The organism is Muricoccus harenae (genome assembly GCF_009848505.1).
GTDB classification, from domain to species: domain Bacteria; phylum Pseudomonadota; class Alphaproteobacteria; order Acetobacterales; family Acetobacteraceae; genus Roseomonas; species Roseomonas harenae.
On sequence record NZ_WWDL01000027.1, the window covers coordinates 47,693 to 65,688 of the forward strand.

At 69.9% G+C, this 17,996-nt stretch carries 15 protein-coding genes; 11 read left to right on the forward strand and 4 right to left on the reverse strand.

The features are described from left to right. Positions 1-56 precede the first annotated feature (56 nt). Positions 57-410 carry a hypothetical protein gene (locus GSE44_RS18350; protein ID WP_159350284.1) on the reverse strand — a complete coding sequence of 118 codons (354 nt, stop codon included), beginning with the start codon at positions 408-410 and terminating at the stop codon, positions 57-59. A 336-nt stretch (positions 411-746) separates the two neighbouring features. Between GSE44_RS18350 and GSE44_RS18355 the strand changes: the two genes are divergently transcribed. From GSE44_RS18355 to GSE44_RS18390, 8 genes are all read left to right on the forward strand, one after another. Continuing rightward, positions 747-1,256, forward strand: coding sequence for a hypothetical protein (locus GSE44_RS18355; RefSeq protein WP_159350285.1), 510 nt, complete (start codon positions 747-749; stop codon positions 1,254-1,256). Further along, complete coding sequence (locus tag GSE44_RS18360; protein ID WP_159350286.1) at positions 1,253-1,549, forward strand: hypothetical protein; 297 nt, start codon at positions 1,253-1,255, stop codon at positions 1,547-1,549. The genes GSE44_RS18355 and GSE44_RS18360 overlap by 4 nt, the downstream gene beginning before the upstream one ends. Positions 1,550-2,127: 578 nt before the next feature. Continuing rightward, the gene (locus tag GSE44_RS18365; protein ID WP_159350287.1) at positions 2,128-3,429 is read left to right on the forward strand and encodes a flavin monoamine oxidase family protein; all 1,302 of its coding nucleotides are present in this window, start codon (positions 2,128-2,130) and stop codon (positions 3,427-3,429) included. Next, positions 3,426-4,736 (forward strand): ABC transporter permease, encoded by a 1,311-nt coding sequence (locus GSE44_RS18370; protein ID WP_235924929.1) that lies wholly within the window; start codon positions 3,426-3,428, stop codon positions 4,734-4,736. The genes GSE44_RS18365 and GSE44_RS18370 overlap by 4 nt, the downstream gene beginning before the upstream one ends. Further along, a complete protein-coding gene (locus tag GSE44_RS18375; RefSeq protein ID WP_159350288.1) occupies positions 4,736-5,542 on the forward strand; it encodes an ABC transporter ATP-binding protein in 807 nt (268 codons plus the stop codon). Before GSE44_RS18370 ends, GSE44_RS18375 begins: the two co-directional genes overlap by 1 nt. Continuing rightward, positions 5,542-6,570 carry an MlaD family protein gene (locus tag GSE44_RS18380; protein ID WP_159350289.1) on the forward strand — a complete coding sequence of 343 codons (1,029 nt, stop codon included), beginning with the start codon at positions 5,542-5,544 and terminating at the stop codon, positions 6,568-6,570. Before GSE44_RS18375 ends, GSE44_RS18380 begins: the two co-directional genes overlap by 1 nt. Further along, the gene (locus GSE44_RS18385; RefSeq protein ID WP_159350290.1) at positions 6,570-7,172 is read left to right on the forward strand and encodes an ABC-type transport auxiliary lipoprotein family protein; all 603 of its coding nucleotides are present in this window, start codon (positions 6,570-6,572) and stop codon (positions 7,170-7,172) included. Before GSE44_RS18380 ends, GSE44_RS18385 begins: the two co-directional genes overlap by 1 nt. Positions 7,173-7,261: 89 nt before the next feature. Further along, on the forward strand, positions 7,262-8,065 hold the full coding sequence (locus tag GSE44_RS18390; protein WP_159350291.1) for a hypothetical protein: 804 nt from the start codon (positions 7,262-7,264) through the stop codon (positions 8,063-8,065). Positions 8,066-8,090: 25 nt separating this feature from the next. Here the strand turns inward: GSE44_RS18390 and GSE44_RS18395 are convergent, their stop codons facing one another. The 3 genes from GSE44_RS18395 to GSE44_RS18405 form a co-directional block, all read right to left on the reverse strand. Continuing rightward, on the reverse strand, positions 8,091-10,427 hold the full coding sequence (locus GSE44_RS18395) for a xanthine dehydrogenase family protein molybdopterin-binding subunit (protein ID WP_159350292.1): 2,337 nt from the start codon (positions 10,425-10,427) through the stop codon (positions 8,091-8,093). A 187-nt stretch (positions 10,428-10,614) separates the two neighbouring features. Then, positions 10,615-13,764 carry an efflux RND transporter permease subunit gene (locus GSE44_RS18400; RefSeq protein ID WP_159350293.1) on the reverse strand — a complete coding sequence of 1,050 codons (3,150 nt, stop codon included), beginning with the start codon at positions 13,762-13,764 and terminating at the stop codon, positions 10,615-10,617. Positions 13,765-13,770: 6 nt separating this feature from the next. Next, positions 13,771-15,129 carry an efflux RND transporter periplasmic adaptor subunit gene (locus GSE44_RS18405; protein WP_235924930.1) on the reverse strand — a complete coding sequence of 453 codons (1,359 nt, stop codon included), beginning with the start codon at positions 15,127-15,129 and terminating at the stop codon, positions 13,771-13,773. Positions 15,130-15,578: 449 nt separating this feature from the next. Between GSE44_RS18405 and GSE44_RS18410 the strand changes: the two genes are divergently transcribed. From GSE44_RS18410 to GSE44_RS18420, 3 genes are all read left to right on the forward strand, one after another. Then, on the forward strand, positions 15,579-16,394 hold the full coding sequence (locus GSE44_RS18410) for an IclR family transcriptional regulator (RefSeq protein WP_159350295.1): 816 nt from the start codon (positions 15,579-15,581) through the stop codon (positions 16,392-16,394). A 147-nt stretch (positions 16,395-16,541) separates the two neighbouring features. Beyond that, complete coding sequence (locus tag GSE44_RS18415) at positions 16,542-17,582, forward strand: SPFH domain-containing protein (protein ID WP_159350296.1); 1,041 nt, start codon at positions 16,542-16,544, stop codon at positions 17,580-17,582. Beyond that, entirely contained in the window at positions 17,579-17,986 is a 408-nt protein-coding gene (locus tag GSE44_RS18420) for an NfeD family protein (RefSeq protein ID WP_235924931.1), read from the forward strand. The genes GSE44_RS18415 and GSE44_RS18420 overlap by 4 nt, the downstream gene beginning before the upstream one ends. Positions 17,987-17,996: the final 10 nt, after the last annotated feature.

Below are 17,996 nucleotides of genomic sequence, written 5' to 3' on the forward strand. Positions count from 1 at the left end.
GGCCATGAAATCAGCCAATCAGATCAGGCGCTGCCCCATATCAATGGGTCCTGACCCTAACGCTGCTCGGCTGTGTGCACGATCCCGGCGAATTCGGAGAAGGCGTCATCCGCCCGCGCCGCGAGGAGCTCGAGGGCACGCGCCGTGGGACGCAGCAGCTTGAGACGCCCCTGTTCCGAAGGCACCAGCTCGGACACCAGCATTCCGCCCAGCTCCATCTCGGACACGACACGCGACAGGGTCGGCGCGCTCAGCAGGCCCTCGGCTCGGGCGACAAGATCCCGGAGTGCAAGCCGCTCCCCGCGTAGCTCAGCCTGGATGACCTCCAGCCCGACCCAAAGTGCCTCACGAGCCCGGTGCGGCGGGTCCCCTCCAAAGATCTCCCGGATCGCGATGAACTGGCGCCTCATGGATGCGAGATGGAGTGCTGCAACGGCCTGGGAGGTGCGCTGGTAGGCCCCGGATCCTGGGCTGATGGTGGAGGGGGCGGGTGAACCATCAGCTTTGGGCATGTCGGCGCTGTAGATGGGGAGGAACGCGGTTCTGGGAAGATGCTGGAGAGGCGAGCTTCGCATGGATAGCTCAGTTTCTTCCGTGTGTGTTACGGTTTCATAACCATGATTCTATTCTGCAGAATCCAGCTTGTTCATTTTGAAAGACCCAGCTTACACTTCGGCGTGAGGCAAACCCGCCTCATCAGAAAGTTAGGTGCCAGTCCAGCTGACATCTGCCGGGGAACCCACCGTATGAACTTCGAAGCCGCGAAGAAGAGCGACACCAAGACCAGCGACACCAAGACCAGCGAGACCAAAAATATTGCTGTGTCAGCAAATGCTTCCGCTGCCTGGTCTGATCTCGCCGCATTCTGGACTGACCGCCGCTGGGCAGCGAAGGCTTGGCCGTTCCCTAGTTCAGACGACACGGCCGGCGTGACGGAGCACGCGTTCAAGACCTACCGCAGCCTGCTCATGGCCCATCAGGCGGCGGCAGAGGCGTTCTGTGAGACGGCCCTGCGCCAACAGGAGGTTACCTTCGGCATCGCGCGGACGGCTCTGGATGCCTATCCGCAGACGCCTGCCGGTCCCAGGGGCCAGGGGTCGGATGCTTCCTGGAAGCGGGTCATGGCTGGTTATGCCGAGGTCTATAACGAGAGTCTCGGGATCACGCAGGCGATGACGGAGGCTGCGTTCAAGGTGCTTTCCCGCGCACCTGGAGCGGTCCTCGCGGGCAAGGCGGAGGAGCGGCCCGCTCGGTGATCGAGAGCTTTCTGCTCGGCACGGGGAGCATCGGCTGGGATCCGGTGTCCCTGAGTTGGCTGCGCGTCGGGGCGTGCCTGGATCTGTGCCCGCGTGGGCGAAGCCGCGTCGAGGTGCGCTCACCGGACGGTCGGCCGCTGGGTTGGCTTCCATCCGAGGACGCGCAGGCCATCACGGGCCTGATCCATTCGGGCGCGGTGCGGACGGCACGGGTGCGTGGCGTGATCCCCGCCTTCGGGCGGGCCCGCGTCCAACTCGCGATCGAGGTCCAGGAGGATAGACGGCCGCAGTGAAACAGGGCCTGGCTCGGGGGGAGCGACCAGTTCCGCACGGCCGGGTCTCCTCACCGATGCGGCCGTGGCATGAAAGTCAGCGGAGGGGTCATGAGCAGCAGCAGGGCGTTCGTGGATCGGGCTCGGCGGTGTCGCCGCGAACAGGCGAAGGCTGAGCAGGAGCAAGAAAGGGCTGCGGGCGCCAGGGCGGGATCAGGCAGCGTCGAGTCGGGCGAGATATGGAGTCTTGTCGCAGATTACCTTCGAGCCCGGGCCGAAATTTGGGAGGCCCGCGCGGCAAGTCCTGCCCGGACGGAGAGGTGCGGAAAGCGCGACCGGGAATGGGGCGAGCGCATCGTGCTCCACTGAGGGCAGCTCACCGCGGTCGCGACCGCCATGCGGCGATGATGGAACCGCGCATCGCGGCGTGAGGTCCGGCGGCCTGAGCGGTCCGCGCGCTGGCGTCAGGTAAGCGCCGTGGGGCGGCGCTCCATGGGCCGGAACGTGCCATGCGCCAGGACGACGGCGGGCGGATGTTCGGGCTGGTGCGGCGCCCGACCCTGGGGGAAACCCTGCCCTCACTGGGCGCTTTGGTCTGAATGGTATCGGGGGATTGCGATCTGCTGGTGGTGGGCGCCGGCGCGGCAGGGATCGCGGCGGCGCGCGAGGCGTTGTCGCTGGGCCTGCGCGTGCGGGTGCTGGAGGCGCGCGGGCGCGTCGGCGGACGGGCACGGACGGATCATTCCCTCGGCACGCCCTTCGATATGGGCGCGACCTGGCTACATGCGGCGCAATCCAACCCGCTGATGCCATTGGCCGAGGCGGCCGGCCTTTGGCTGTTCGACCATGACGCGGTGCGTGATTCCCGCGTCTGGATGGGGGATCGCTGGGCCGGGGCAGCCGAGCTGCGGGATTACGAGGCGGCGGAGCGGGACTGGCATGCGGCGGTGAGGCTGGCGGCCGCGGGGCCGGCGGCCGAAGTTCGGCGCATGAGTCTGGCGGACGCGGCGCCGCGCGGCGGCTTCTGGGATGCGACGCTCACCCATTGGGAGGCGCCGGTGATCTCGGGGGCAGAGGCGCGGGACATCGACCTCGGGGATTACCTCTCCACCCTGCTGCATGGGACGAACCTGATGCCGCGCGATGGCTGCGGGCATCTGCTCGAGGTGCTGGCGCGTGGGCTTCCGGTGGCGCTGGAAGCGCCGGTGGAGCGGATCTCCTGGGGCGGACGGCGGGTGCGGGCCGAGGGCGGCTTCGGTGTGGTGGAGGCCGGGGCGGCGGTGGTGACGGTTTCGACCGGCGTGCTGGCCTCGGGCGCCATCCGCTTCGACCCGGCGCTGCCGGGCGCCGCGGCGCAGGCGGCGCATGACCTTCCCATGGGGCTGCTGAGCAAGGTGGGGCTGCGGGCCGCCGGGGATGACCGGCTGGACGTGCCGGCCTTCGGCGGCATCGAGCGGCGGCTGGAGGAGGGGGAGAGGGCGATGACCTTCGTCGCCTGGCCCTTCGGGCGCGACCATCTCCAGGGCTTTGCCGGAGGCGCCCTGGCCTGGGAAATGGCGCGGGAGGGGGATGCGGCGCTGGTCGACCTCGCCTTTTCCGAGCTGCGGCGGATCTATGGGGGGCGGGCGGACCGGGCGCTGCGGCGGGACGGGGCGGTGGTTTCTGGTTGGGCGCGCGATCCCTGGGCGCGGGGCGCCTATGCGGCACTCCGGCCGGGATGCGGTGGGGCGCGCGAGGCTCTTTCGGCCCCAATTGGCGAGGGGCGGCTGCATCTGGCGGGGGAGGCCTGCCATACGACGCTGGCGGGCACCCTGGCGGGCGCCTGGCTCAGCGGGGCGCAGGCGGCGCGGAGTGCGGCGGCACTGCTCGGGCTGCGGCCGGTGCCGGACCTGCCGGCGTGACGCCGCGCGAGGAAATCCCAGTCGGCGAAGGGCAGGGGGACCGGAGGACGGGGCGGGAGGAGGGCGCGGCGGAGCGGTCTTCGACGCCCGGCAGCCCGGCTCTGCCGCCGGCGGAGGATCTGGGGCCCGGGCGCGCGCCGGATGCGGCGCCGGAGCCGGGGGGTGCCGTGGTGCCCGCAGCCTCGGACCGGGGTGGCGTCCCTGCGCCTGCCGGTGGCGGGGAGGCGCCGGAGGTGGTGCGGGATGGGGAGGTGCTGCGCTTCTCAGGGCGGCTGACGAGCCTGACGGCGGGGCGCGTCTGGCGGCCGGCGCTGTCGGCGGCGAAGGGCGCGCGTCGCATCGACCTCTCCCGCCTGTCGGTGCTGGACACGAGCGGCGCGGCCCTGGTGCTTGCCGCCGCCGAGGAAGCGGGGAAGGACGTGGCCATCGAGGGCGCGTCGCGGCCCGTGGCGGCGGTGCTGGAGCGGTCCCGCGGGGCGGCCAGGCCGGCGCCGCAGGCGCCGCCGGCGCGTCGGCTAGGGCTGGTGCGGCTGCTTGGCGCCTGGGGCGTCGGGCGGATGCAGGCGGCGGCGGATGGGGTCGCCTTCCTCGGTGAATCCTCATCCACCGTGGTGAATGCGTTGCGGCGGCCGCGCAATCTGCGGGCCGCCGACGTGCTGCGGCACCTGGACGAGGTGGGGACGCGGGCCTTCGGGCTGACCTTGCTGCTCGGCGTGCTGATCGGGGTGATCCTGGCCTTCCAGTCCTCCATCCCGATGCGGCAGTTCGGGGCGGAGATCTTCATCCCTCGGCTGGTCGGCATTTCTCTGCTGAGGGAGCTGGGGCCGCTGCTTGCGGGGGTGGTGCTGGCGGGGCGGACAGGCTCGGCCTATGCAGCCGAGCTGGGCACCATGACGGTGAACGAGGAAGTGAGCGCCCTGCGCATCATGGGAATCGACCCCATGGTGATGCTGGTGCTGCCGCGGCTGGTGGCGGCGACCATCGCCATGCCGGTGCTGGCGCTGGTGATGGACTTGGCCGGGCTGCTGGGCATGGGCGGGGTGATGCTGAGCCTGGGCTTCCCGGTGCAGCTGGTGCTGAACCAGCTGCATGCCGGGATTGGGCTGAGCGACATGCTCGGCGGCCTGGGCAAGGCGGCGGTGTTCGGGCTGGTGATCGCCGGGATCGGTTGCCGGGCGGGGCTTTCCGCCGGCAGCGGGCCGCGTGCCGTGGGCGATGCCGCGACCGCGGCCGTGGTGGGCGGCATCGTGGCGCTGGTGATGCTGGACGGGGTATTCGCGGTGTTGTTCTTCCGGCTGGGATGGTGATGGGCGAGCTTGTGGTGGTTGCACCGGCGACATCGCGGCAGGCAGTGCCTGGGGCGGTGCCTGGGGCGGTGATTGAAGTGCGGGACGTGGCCATGGGCTTCGGCAGCCGCGTGCTATTCCGCCATGTCACCTTCCAGGTGGCTCGGGGGGAGGTGTTCGTCATCCTCGGCGGCTCGGGCTGCGGCAAGTCGACGCTGTTGAAGCTGATGATCGGGCTGTACGAGCCGACGGCCGGGCATGTGACGATCCTGGGCGGGGAGCTGGCCACGGCCTCCGGCGACGAGCGGCGCAACCTGCTCCGCCAGCTGGGCGTCATGTGGCAGTCGGGGGCGCTCTTCGGCTCGATGACCTTGCTGGAGAATGTGATGCTGCCCCTGGAGGCCCATACCGACCTGCCGCGCGAGGCGCGGGAAGCGGTGGCGCGGGTGAAGCTGGGGCTGGTGGGGCTTTCCGATGCGGCGGGGCGACTGCCGGCGGAGATCTCGGGCGGCATGGCCAAGCGGGCGGGGATCGCGCGCGCCATGGCGCTGGACCCGCCGATCCTGTTCCTCGACGAGCCGAGCGCGGGGCTGGACCCGGTGACCTCGGCGGGGCTGGATCAGCTCATCAAGGACCTGGCGCGGGACCTGGGCAGCACCTTCGTGGTGGTGACGCATGAGCTGCAGTCGATCCTGGCGATCGGGGATCGCTGCATCATGCTGGACAAGGAGGCGCAGGGAATGATCGCCGAGGGCGACCCGCGGCGCCTGCGGGATGATCCGCCGAACGACACGGTGCGGCGGTTCTTCCGGCGGGAGGTCGCCTGATGGCGGTCTCCGCCCGTGGGCTCTACCTGCGCGTCGGCATCCTGATCCTGGTGGGATTGGCGCTGGGGCTGGGCTTCGTCCTGTTCTTCACCGCCGGCAAGCTGGGGCGCAACACCCAGGCCTTCGAAACCTATCTGCGCGAGAGCGTGCAGGGGCTGGAGATCGGCGCGGCCGTGCGGTTCCGCGGCGTGCAGCTGGGACAGGTGACCGAGATCAACCTCGTCGCCACCTCCTATCCGCCGCCTGCAGAGGGCTTTTCCGCGGACTACCAGCGCGTGCTGGTGCGCTTCGCGATCGATCTGACGCGGCTGCGGGATGCGCCGGATGTCGCCAGGGCGGTGAAGCTGGGGCTGCGGACGCGGCTGTCCTCCACGGGCATCACCGGGGTGGGCTATCTGGAGCTGGACTTCGCCGATCCGGAGCGCTTCCCGGCCGAGGCGCCGCCCTGGACGCCGGAATATCCGGTGATTCCCTCCATGCCGAGCACGGTGGCGCAGGTGACGAATGTGGCGGAGGAACTGGCGCGACGGATCAGCGGCCTGCCGATCGAGCAGGTGCTGTCGGACATGGCGGGGCTGCTCATGGACCTGCGGCGGCAGGTGAATGACGGCGACGTGGCTCAGGCCTCGCGCGCGGCGACCGAGACGCTGGCAACCCTGCAGCAGGCGGTGCGAGACCTGAACCTGCCGGCGCTTTCGGCCGAGATGCAGGCGACGGTGGCGGAGGCGCGTGCGCTGATCGGTGGGCCGGAGGTCAAGGGCACGCTTCGGAACGCCAATGCGGCGATGGAGCGGCTTCAGGCGGGACTGCAGCGGCTGCCCGGGGCGATCACGCAGATCGAAACGGCAGCGCGCTCCGTGAACAACGCCATCGGCGATATCAACGTGGACCTGACGCCGACTCTGCGGGACCTGCGCGCGGCCTCGGGCAACCTGCGGGACACGACGGAGCTGCTGCGGCGTTCGCCGGGCGCGGCCGTGCTTGGGGCGCCGCCGCCGGCGCCGGATTGGACGAGGGAGAGGCGGTGATGCGGCGGCGGATGATCCTGGTGGCGCCCCTGGTGCTGGGGGCCTGCTCGGTGCTGGACCGGCCTTATGTGGAGCCGCGGCGCTATCCGCTCTCGCCGCGCCGGCCGGGGCCGCCGGCCCGGCGCACCGCGCGGCGGACGCTGCTGATGCGGATCACGCGGGCGGCGCCCGGGATGGACAGCAAGCTGCTGCGCTCGCTGCGGCCGGACGGGACCGAGGCGGTGGAATATTATGCCGAATGGACGGCCCCGCCGGCCGAGGCGGCGGAGGAATCGCTGCGGCGCTGGCTCGTCGATGCTGGGCTGTTCACCGCCGTGCTGGCGCCGGGGACGCGGGGGCAGGCGGACCTGCTGCTCGAGACCGAGCTGGTGGCGCTGCATGTCGATCTCGGGCGCGGGGTGGCGGTGGCCTCGATGACGGCGGTGCTGCTGCGGGACACGAGCCAGTTCGGGACGCGGGTGGTAGGGCAATTCGCCGAATCGGCGACGGTCCCGGTGCCGCCGGAACGGCCGCTGGGGCCGGATGCGCAGGCCGCCGGGATGGTGGCGGCGCTGGCGGCGGTGCTGGCGCGGCTTGAGGCGGATCTCGCGCGCCACGCGTGATGGCTGCTTGCGGTGAGGCGTTAACGCTTCGGTAGGGTTCGTCGCGTCATTCTCAAAACAGAGACGTGGCGCCAGGATAGCGCTGTTCCTTGGACGAATGGGACAGGCGCATGGCGGCCAAGCGGCGGGGCGACATCTGGGATGAGGTGTGGGCGGATTACGATGCACGGCAGGCGCTGTGCGTGCCGAAAGCCTCGCCCCGGCCCTGGCGGCGGTCCTGGGAACTGGGTTGGGGCGTCCGAGCTTCGGGGCCGGTGCCGGGACAGGCAGCGCGCGTGGTGGAGCAAGATGTCCCGCCGCGGCCTGTGCAAGGAATTCCGCAGGGGGGTGGACAGGCTGTGCCCGGTTCCGAGCCGGCGCGGTGGGTGCGGCCCTGGGTTCAGGTGGTGATGGCCGTTGTCGCGGGGCTGGCGCTGCTGCTGGCCTGGCTGGCGCTGCCCTGGATGCTGGCGGTGCGGCTTTCGGTGCCGATCGGGCAGGTGGATGCGCCGGGACTGATGCGGCAGTTCGACGGACCAGCGGCCATGGCGAGCTTGCGCAAGGGGCTGGCGGCGGAGTTGCGCGACGAGCAGGGCGAGGGGGCGCGGCGCTTTCTCACCGCCATGGCGGGGCGGATGGCGGCCTCCTGGGAGAAGCCCGAGGGGGTGGCGGCCTGGCTGGCGCTGCGGGCACGTGGTGGCGTGGGGGAGGGAAGCCCGGCGGGGCTGACCAACCTTCGCGGAGCGTGGCCGCTCGGGCTTACGTCCTTCCGGGTGGAATATGGACCTTCCCGGGGGGAAGGCGGGGTGGCCTTCGACATGACCTGGCAGGGCGACGGCTTCCGGGTGACGGGGCTGCGTTTCCTGGATGCACCGCCGGCGCCGCGCCCCGCCGCCGTCATCGCCATGCGGTGACGGGGCGGGTTCGGGTGGCCGCGCCTCAGGCGGCGCGGGCCATTTCCAGCGCCTTCCACACGACTTCCGGCGTGGCCGGCATGTCCATATGGGTGATGCCTTCGGCGGAGAGGGCGTCGACCAGCGCGTTCATCAGGGCGGGGGGCGAGCCTACGGCGCCAGCCTCGCCCGCGCCCTTCACACCAAGCGGGTTGGTCAGGCAGGGGATGGAGACGAAGTCCACCTCGATCGGGGGGAGGTCCCCGGCGCGGGGCAGGGCGTAGTCCATGAAGGAGGCGGATAGGAGCTGGCCGCTCTCCGGGTCGTAGGCGGTGCGTTCCAGCATGGCCTGCCCGATTCCCTGGGCGACGCCGCCATGGACCTGCCCGCGCACGATCAACGGGTTCAGCGCATGGCCGACATCATCCGCCACGATGTAGCGGAGGACGGCGATGAGGCCGGTGTCCGGATCCACCTCCACCTCGCAGACATGGCAGCCATTGGGGAAGGTATGGGCAGGGATGGCGGCGATCTCGGCCGCGTCCAGCAGGGTGGCGGTCTCGCCGCGGGCGGCCCGGGCCTGCTGGGCCATGGCGAGATCGAGGATGCCGATGGCCCGGTCGGTGCCGGCGATGGCGAAGCGGCCGCCCTCGAACTCGATGTCGGCGGGGGAGGCCTCGAGGGCCTCGGAGGCGGCCTGCTTGCCCTTCTCGATCACCGTCGCGGTGGTGGCGAGGATGGCGGTGCCCTCGGAATAGAGGGAGCGGGCGCCGCCGGTGCCGCCGCCGGTGGGGATGACGTCCGAATCGCCTTGGATGACGCGGATCTTCTCGATCGGGATGCCCAGCTCATGGGCGGTAATCATCACATAGGCGGTCTCGTGGCCCTGGCCGGTGGACTGGGTGCCGACCAGCACCTCCACCGTGCCGTCCTTGGCGAAGCGCACCTCGGCGCGCTCGCTGTCCGAGCCGCCGGTGGCCTCGAGGTAATAGGCGAGGCCGATGCCGCGGCGCTTGCCGCGCGACGCCGCCTCGGCCTGTCGGGCGGGGAAGCCGGCCCAGTCGATCTGCGCGAGGGCATGGTCCATGACCTGGGCGAATTCGCCGGAATCATAGGTTTGGCCCATGGGGGTGGTGTGCGGCATGGCCGAGGCGGGGACCATGTTGCGGCGGCGGAGTTCGATGCGGTCAATCCCCGCCTCGCGCGCGGCGGCGTCGATCAGGCGCTCGACCAGGTAGTTGGATTCGGGGCGGCCGGCGCCGCGATAGGCATCCACCGGGGTGGTGTTGGTCAGCACGCCGATGACGTTGGCGTGAATGGCTTTGAAGCCATAGACGCTGGCGAGCACCTTGGTGCCGGCCCCGGTGGGGATGAAGGGGCCGTAGTTGGAGAGATAGGCGCCCATATTGGCGGTGTTCTTCGTGCGGAGCGCGAGGAATTTGCCGTCCTTGTCCAACGCGATCTCGCCCGTGGTGATGTTGTCGCGGCCATGGGTGTCGGAGAGGAAGGCCTCGGTGCGTTCGCTGGCCCAGCGCACGGGGCGGCCCAGGCGGCGCGCGGCCATCATGCAGAGCGCGTATTCGGGATAGGTGAAGAGCTTCATCCCGAAGCCGCCGCCGACGTCATGGGTGACGACGCGGAGCTTTTCTGGCGCGATGTTGAACATGCCAGCGAGCATGGATTTCAGGGACCAGCTGCCCTGGGTGCCGGCATGGAGGGTGAAGCGCTCGGTCGTGGGGTCATATTCGGCGAGCGCCGCGCGGCCTTCCATCGACGAGACGACGATGCGGTTGTTCACGACGGTCAGGCGCGTGACCTGCGCGGCTTCGGCGAAGAGGCGGTCGGTCTCGGCACGGTCGCCGGTTTCCCAGTCGAAGACGATGTTGTTCGCGACGGTGTCCCAGACCTGCGGCTGGCCGGGCTGGGTGGCGGTGGCGAGGTCGGTGATGGAGGGAAGGCCCTCATACTCGACCTCGATCGCTTCCGCGGCGTCGCGGGCCGCCTCCTGGGACTCTGCGACGATGAAGGCAACGGGGTCGCCGACATGGCGAACGACGGCGTCGGCGAGGGCCGGGCGCGGGGTGTTGCCCCGGCGTGAGCCGTCGCGGTTCTTCAGCGGGATGGCGCAGGGGATCTCGCCCAGGCCTTCCTCCTTCCACTCCTTGCCCGTGAGGATGGTCAGCACGCCGGGCAGCGCCGCGGCGGCGGCCGTGTCGATCGACAGGATGCGGGCATGGGCATGGGGGGAGCGGAGAATGTGGCCTATGGCGGCGCCCGCGGCGATGCCGTTCGGCACGAGGTCGTCGGTGTAGCGGCCGTCGCCCTTGAGGAGGCGAGGGTCCTCGACCCGGCGCAGGGGCTGGCTGAGGCCGAACTTCGCCATGACACAATCTCCCGTGGCTTCGCTGGGCAGATCATGAAGAGATGGGGCCGCCGCGGGAAGGGGGGGCGGGGAGATGGCCGGTTTCCGGCGGCTCCCGGGCCATGATGCGGAGGTTGCGGGCGGAAATGGAACGGCCCGCGCCGGTGAGGGCGCGGGCCGTGGATTCGGTGGCGAGGTCAGCCCCGAATCAGTGCGGGGTGGCGGTGGGGGTTACCGGCGGCTTGTGGCCGAACCAGCTCTTCACCCGTTCGCGCGTGGCCTGGAAGACGACATAGAGCATCGGGATCATGAAGATGCCGATGAGCGAGGCCGCGAGCATGCCGCCGAAGACCGGCGTGCCCACCGCGCGGCGCGAGACCGCCGCCGCGCCTGTCGCCGTGACCAGCGGCACGAGGCCGAGGACAAAGGCGATGGAGGTCATCATCACCGCGCGGAAACGGAGGCGGGCGCCTTCGGCCGCGGCTTCGCGGATGGGCATGCCGCGTTCGCGTGCCTCCTTCGCGAATTCGATGATGAGGATGCCGTTCTTCGCCGCCAGTGCGATCAGCACGACGAGCCCGATCTGGGCGTAGATGTCGAGGCTGAGCTCGCCGAGGAGGATGGCCACGAAAGAACCGAGCACGCCCACCGCGATGGAGAGCAGAACCGGGATCGGGATGGTCCAGCTTTCGTACAGCGCCACGAGGAACAGGTAGGCAAAGAGGACGGCCAGGGCCAGGATATAGGCGGTCTGGCCGGTCGCGAGCTTTTCCTGATACGCCGTGCCCGTCCAGGCATAGCCGTAGCCATTCGGCAAAACGCGGTCGGAAATCTGCTCCATCGCGGTCAGGGCCTGGCCGGAGGAGATGCCGGGCCTGGGCGCGCCGTTGACCGAGATGGCGCGGTAGTTGTTGTAGCGGAAGATGGTCTGCGGGCCGAGCACGGTGCGTAGCTCGGCGAAGGCGCGCAGAGGCACCATCTCGCCGCTGTTGCTGCGGACCTGGATGCGCCAGATGTCGTCGATGTCGTTGCGGTCGGTGGCCTCGGCCTGGATGTTCACCTGCCAGACGCGGCCATAGAGGTTGAAGTCATTGACGTAGATGCCGCCCAGCGCCGCCTGCAGCGTGGTGAAGATGCTGCTGATGGGGACGCCGAGGGCCTGGGCCTTGTCGCGGTCCACGTCGAGGAAGAGCGACGGGTTGTTGGCGGCGAAGGTGGAGAAGACCGCCGTCAGGTTCGGGTCCTGGTTCGCGGGCACGATGAGGCCGAGCATGGTGGCCGCGAGCGCGTTGATGTCGCGGCCCTCATAGTCCTGCAGGATGTATTCGAAGCCGCCGCCGGTGCCGAGGCCGATGATGGGTGGCAGGTTGAAGGCGAAGACATTGGCGGTGCGAATGGACTGGGTCGCGCCGAAGACGCGGCCGATCGCGGCCTGCACGCTGTTGGCCACCCCTTCGCGGTCGGCGAAGGGCTTCATGCGGATGACCATAAAGGCCGAGTTGGACTGCGCGCCGCCGTCGATCAGCGAGAAGCCGACGATGCCGAGCGTGCCCTGCACCGACGGGATGGGACGCACGATCTCCTCGATCTGCCGCACCACCTCGCGCGTGCGGGAGACGCTGGCGCCGGGCGGGAGCTGGGCCTGGACGAAGAAGGCGCCCTGGTCCTCCTGCGGCAGGAAGCCCGTCGGCGTCACCTTGCTGATTGTCCAGATGCCGAAGCCGAAGCCGGCTGTGAGGATGATGGAGAGGAAGGAGACGCGGATCAGGCGGCGGACGCCGCCTGCGTAACGGTCCCGCGTCCAATCGATGCCGCGCAGCACATAGCCCACCGGGCCGCGGCGGGGGCCGTGATGGGGCTTGAGGATGATGGCGCAGAGGGCCGGGGAGAGGGTCAGGGCGTTGATGGCCGAGATGACCATGGCGGCCGAGATCGTCACCGCGAACTGGCGGAACAGCTCACCCGAAAGGCCCGGGATGAAGGCGATGGGGACGAAGACGGAGAGGAGGACGAGGGTGATGGCAATGATGGGCGCCGTGATCTCGCCCATCGCCTTCTTTGTGGCGTCTGCCGTGCTCAGCTCGGGATGGTCGTGCATCACCCGCTCGACGTTCTCGACCACCACGATGGCGTCGTCGACCACGATGCCGATCGCCAGCACCATGGCCAGGAGGGAGACGGTATTCGCTGAGTAGCCGAGGCCGAGAAGGATGATGAAGGCGCCGATAAGGCTGACCGGGACGGCGATGGTCGGGATGATCGTCGCCCGCCAGCTGCCGAGGAAGAGGAAGACGACGATCACGACGAGGATGAAGGCCTCGATCAGGGTCTTGATGACCTCGTGGATCGTCTCGCTGACGAATTCGGAGCTGTCGTAGAAGACCTCGGTGTCGAGGCCCTGGGGGAAGCGGGCCTGGAGTTCCGAGATGCGCTGGCGCACCGCGGTCGAGACCTGCACCGCATTGGCGCCTGGCGCCAGGTAGATGCCGAAGGCGATGGCTGGTTGACCGTTGAAGCGGTTCTCCGTGTCCATGTTGGCCGCGCCGATCTCGACACGGGCGACATCCTTCACGCGGAGCACAGAGCCGTCCTGGTTGGCACGGACGACGATGTTGCCGAATTCCTCCGGCGTCTGCAGGCGGCCGCGGGTTTCCAGGTTGATCTGGAAGGATTGGTCGTCGCCCGTGGGGCGGCCGCCGAGGCGACCGACGGCGGCCTGGACGTTCTGCGCCTGGATCGCTGTGATGACGTCCTGCGGCGTCATGTTCAGCGAGATGAGGCGGTCCACCTCGAACCAGACGCGCATGGAGTAGTCCTGCGCGCCGAAAACGTTCACCTGGCCGACGCCGGACACGCGGGCCAGGTCGTCGAGCATGTTGATGGTGAAGTAGTTGGAGAGGAAGAGCGGGTCGAGATTGGTCTTGGAGTACAGGAAGCCGAACATCAGCACGGCGGAGGACTGCTTGCGGACGATGACGCCGCTGCGCTGCACCTCCTGCGGGAGCCGTGCCATGGCCGCCTGGACGCGGTTGTTGACGTTCACCGTCGCCAGGTCGGGATCGGTACCGAGGGAGAAGGAGACGTTCAGCGAATAGGTGCCGTCATTCGCGGAGTTGGAGCGCATGTAGATCATGCGGTCCACGCCGTTGATCTGGCCTTCCAGCACCTGGCCGATGGTTTGCTCCACCACGCTGGCGGAGGCGCCGGGGTAGCGGGCGTTAACCGAGACCTGGGGCGGGACGATGTCGGGGAACTGCGACACCGGGATGCGCATGAGGGAGATCGCGCCCGCGATCAGGGTCAGGAGCGCAATGACGATCGCCAGGCGTGGGCGATCGACGAATGTACCGGAGATCATCTGGTGTTACCGGCCCGAGCCTGGCTGGCTTGCTGGAGGTGTGTTGGCGGCGGGCTGGCTGGTGCCTGGATTGCCGGTGTTGAGGGCCGCCGGGGCGCCGGGCGGCGAGCCGCCGGCGCCGTTGGGGCCGCCCTGGGCAGTACCCTGGTTGCTGCCGCCGGGGGCGGTGCTGGCGGGAGCGTTGCCCCTGGCGGCGTTGCCCTGGCTCGGATTCTCGCGGGCCGCGCCGGACGGGGGGGCGCCGGGAGCTGCGCCGGCGCCTCGTGCGGCCTGGCTCGCGGGATCGGGGGGGACCGGGGCGGCGTTCACCTCCTGGCCGGGACGGACGCGCTGGATGCCCTCAACGATCACCTTGTCGCCGGGGTTCAGCCCTTCCTCCACCACCGCGATCTGCGGGGTGTTGTGGCCGAGGCGGAGGTTGCGGCGCTGGGCCTTGCCTTCCGCATCCACGATGAAGGCGTAGCTGCCCTGCTGGTCCTGGAGGACGGCGGCGCGGGGGATGGTGATGGCGAGGACCGGCTCCACCCCCTCGACGAAGACGGTGACGAACTGGCCATCGATCAGGGTGCGGCCGCGGATATCGGGACGGATCGGGTTGGGGACCTGGGCGCGGACGAGGATGGTGTCGGTGGCGCGGTTGATCTGGTTGTCGATGAACTCGATCCGGCCGACATCGGGATAGGTCTTGCCATCGGCGGTGCGGAATCGGACCTGGACGGCATCGAGGCCGCCCCGGGCGGCGTAGCGATCCCGCATCTCCAGCGCCTGGCGCTGCGAGACGGGGAAGGAGATGCGCATCGGGTCCTGGCTGACGATCACCGCAAGGGCGCCGGCGCTCGGGCCGACGACATTGCCGACGGTGACGTTGGTGCGGCCGATCTTGCCGTCGATCGGGGAGGTGATGTCGGTGTAGCCGAGGTTGATCTCGGCGGCCCGGGCGGCGGCGCGGGCGGCGACGAGCTGGGCATTTGCCGTGCGTTCCTGGGCGGTGGCGTTGTCGAGCGCGACGCGTGTGCCGGCGCCGGTGCGGGTCAGCTCCTGGGCGCGCGAGAGGGTGACCCGAGCATTGGCGACCTCAGCCTCGGCGGAGGCGATCTGGGCCTGGGCGCGGGCGAGCTCGGCCTCGAAAGTGGAGCGCTCGATGCGATAGAGCGGCTCGCCCTTCTTCACCTCCTGGCCTTCCTCGAAGAGGCGCTCCTGGAGGAAGCCGGTGACGCGGGCGATGATTTCGACGCGTTCCACCGCTTCGACCCGCCCGACGAATTCGGTGCTTTCGGTGACGGGGCGGCGGGTGGCTTCCTGCACGCCGACCGCGGGCGGACCCTGCGGCCCGAATTGCGCGAGGGCGGGGGCGGCGCCAAGCATGCCCGCGAGCAGGACAGCGATGGCCGTGGAACGGGCAGCGGATCGGGTGGCGGATTGGATGGCTGGAGGGGCTGCCTGACGGCTTGTCCCCGCGCACACAGCCGGCCAAGCTGGCCGCCGTTCCGTCTGGGAGAGCGTGGGATTCTTGCGGCTTGTCATGGCGCTGCGCATTTGGCTGAAGGGTTGCCGCTTCGCAAGCACACAGGTTACCGATTGGTTCAGGGTGCCGAACGGCACCTGAATTGAAAGCCTTTCGCAATTCCGCGCGTTCTATTTTACCCCGTGGAATATGGCGCTTCCTTCCGCATCCTATGTTAGCCGATAGTGGTCGCACGCGCCGCCCCCGGCCCGGCATGTTGCCGCCGGGGCCGGAGCTGGGCGCGCCAAGGTGAGGCATGTCGCGCCATCGGCCCAAAGGCGTGCCAGCGCCAAGGACGGGAGTTCGAGCCTTGGATCCTGACTTCGGTACCGAGGACGCCACCACCTTTCAGGGGGATGGCGTCTCCCGGCCGCCCCTGCAGGCAATGGACGGGGGGCGGCCTGCACCGCGGAGCCGACTCCTGTCGCCGCCTTCCACCGCTTCGGGCGTGGCGGCGGTCGGACGCGCAATGACGGTGCTCGGGGCATTCCGGCCGGGCGACACTGCCCTGCCGCTGCGTGTCCTGGCCGCGCGGACGGGGCTGTACAAGAGCACCATCCTGCGGCTGCTGGCTTCGCTGGAGCGGCATTGCTGCGTAAAGCGGAACCTGGACGGCTCCTGGTCCCCGGGACCCATGCTGCTTCATTGGGGCAGCCTCTATACGCGCAGCTTGGGGCTGGAGGCGCTGGTGCCGCCGGTGCTGGAATCCCTGACCGAGGCGACGGGGCAGGGCGCGACCTTCTGGGTGAAGGTGGATGACGACCGGCGGATTTGCCTCTACCGCGCCGCGCCGCCGCGGACGCTGCGGGTGGCGGTGCAGGCCGGCGACCTGATGCCGCTCGGCGGCGCTGCGACGGGCCGCGTGTTCTCGATCTGGGATCCGGCGATCGACGATTCGTCGGAGCCGTTGCCGGAGATGGCACCGGGGCTTCCGGTGATTGCTACGCAGGGTAGCCGGGACCTGGATGCGGCGGCGATCTCCGCGCCGGTCTTCCTGCCCTCGGGCTCACTCTGCGGGGCGCTGACGCTGTCGGGCTCGCAGGAGCGGCTCTGGCCGGAGGTGGAGCGGGTAAAGCCGCTGGTAGCCGAGGCCGCGGCGGGGCTGACGCGCGCCCTGGCGGGCTAGGCTGCCGGTCTCACTGCGGGCTGCGGCGGGGGCCATGGGGCGCCCGCTGCTTTTCCGCGGCACTTTCCGTCTGGTGCGCCTTCACTGTTCCACCATACCGCTTTGCGACGATCCGCTTTAGCCTTCGCGCAACGGAAAGGATCGTCCATGGCGATATCGGGCAGCATCATCGTCTTTGCCGTCATTCTCGTCCTCGCCATCGTCACGGCGGCGAAGGGGATCCGCACCGTGCCGCAGGGCGAGGTGTGGACGGTGGAGCGCTTCGGGCGCTTCACGCATCTGCTGCAGCCGGGGCTGAACTTCGTCATCCCCTATATCGACGCGATCGGGCGACGGCTGAACGTTCAGGAGGTCGTGCTCGACATCCCGGAGCAGGTGGTGATCACCCGGGACAACGCCTCGGTCACGGTGGACGGGATCGTCTATTACCGGGTGATGGATCCGGCGAAGGCGGCCTACCAGGTGCAGGACCTGCAGGGCGCGCTGACCGCGATCTCCATGACCAACATCCGCTCCGTCATCGGCGAGATGGATCTGGACCAGACGCTCTCCTCGCGTGAGCGGATCAATTCGACGCTGCTGATGACGCTGGACGGGGCGACCGATCCCTGGGGGGTGAAGGTGAACCGGGTGGAGATCCGCAAGATCGAGCCGCCGGAGAATCTGATCCGCGCCATGAATTTGCAGATGACCGCCGAGCGCGAGCGGCGCGCCACGGTGGTGCGCGCCGAGGGCGCGAAGGCCGCGCTTGTGCTGGAGGCGGAAGGGCGGCGCGAGGCGGCCTTCCGAGATGCCGAGGCGCGGGAGCGTTCGGCTCAGGCCGAGGCGGAGGCGACAAGGATGGTGGCTGCGGCGGCCTCGGGCGCCGGTGGCGATGCGCTGCGGTACTTTGTGGCGGAGAAATATGTCTCGGCGTTCCAGGCGATCGCCGGGAGTCCCTCGTCCCGCCTGGTGGTGGTGCCGATGGAGATGGCGGGGCTCGCGGGCGGGGTGACGGCGGCGCTGGAGTTGCTGCGTGCCGGGCCGGGCGGAGGGATGTCGCCGGGGCATGTGCCGGCAAGTACTCCGGTGGGAACCTCCGCCGGGACAACGATGGGCGGGCCGCTGGGCTTCGTGCCGCCGACCGCTTCCGCGGCCGGGGCGGGCTCGGTGCCGCGCACGGGGAGCGGGCCTTGGAACCCTGGTTGATCTGGGTCCTGGCAGGGCTGGTCCTGCTGGGGGCGGAGCTGGTGCTGCCCGGGGCCTTCCTGCTCTGGGCCGGGCTGGCGGCGGTCGGGACGGGACTGGTGTGGCTGGTGGCCGCGCCGGGTTTTCCGCTGTCCGTCGTGATCTTCGTCGTGCTGATGGCGGCGGGGGTGGCGGTGGGGCTGAGGCGCCGCCGGGCCCAGCGGCCGGCTTGGCTGAACACGCCGGAATCGGGCTTGGCCGGGCGGGAGGGGGTGGTTGTATCCGCCAGTGCCACGGGGCTGCGGGTCCGCATCGGGGATAGCGACTGGGCCGCGCAGGCCGAGGCCGGCGGGTTGCGGGCGGGCGACACCGTGCGGGTGGTGGGCGTCGAAGGAACGGTGCTGCGGGTTCGCGCTGCGGCGTGAGCCCATGCCG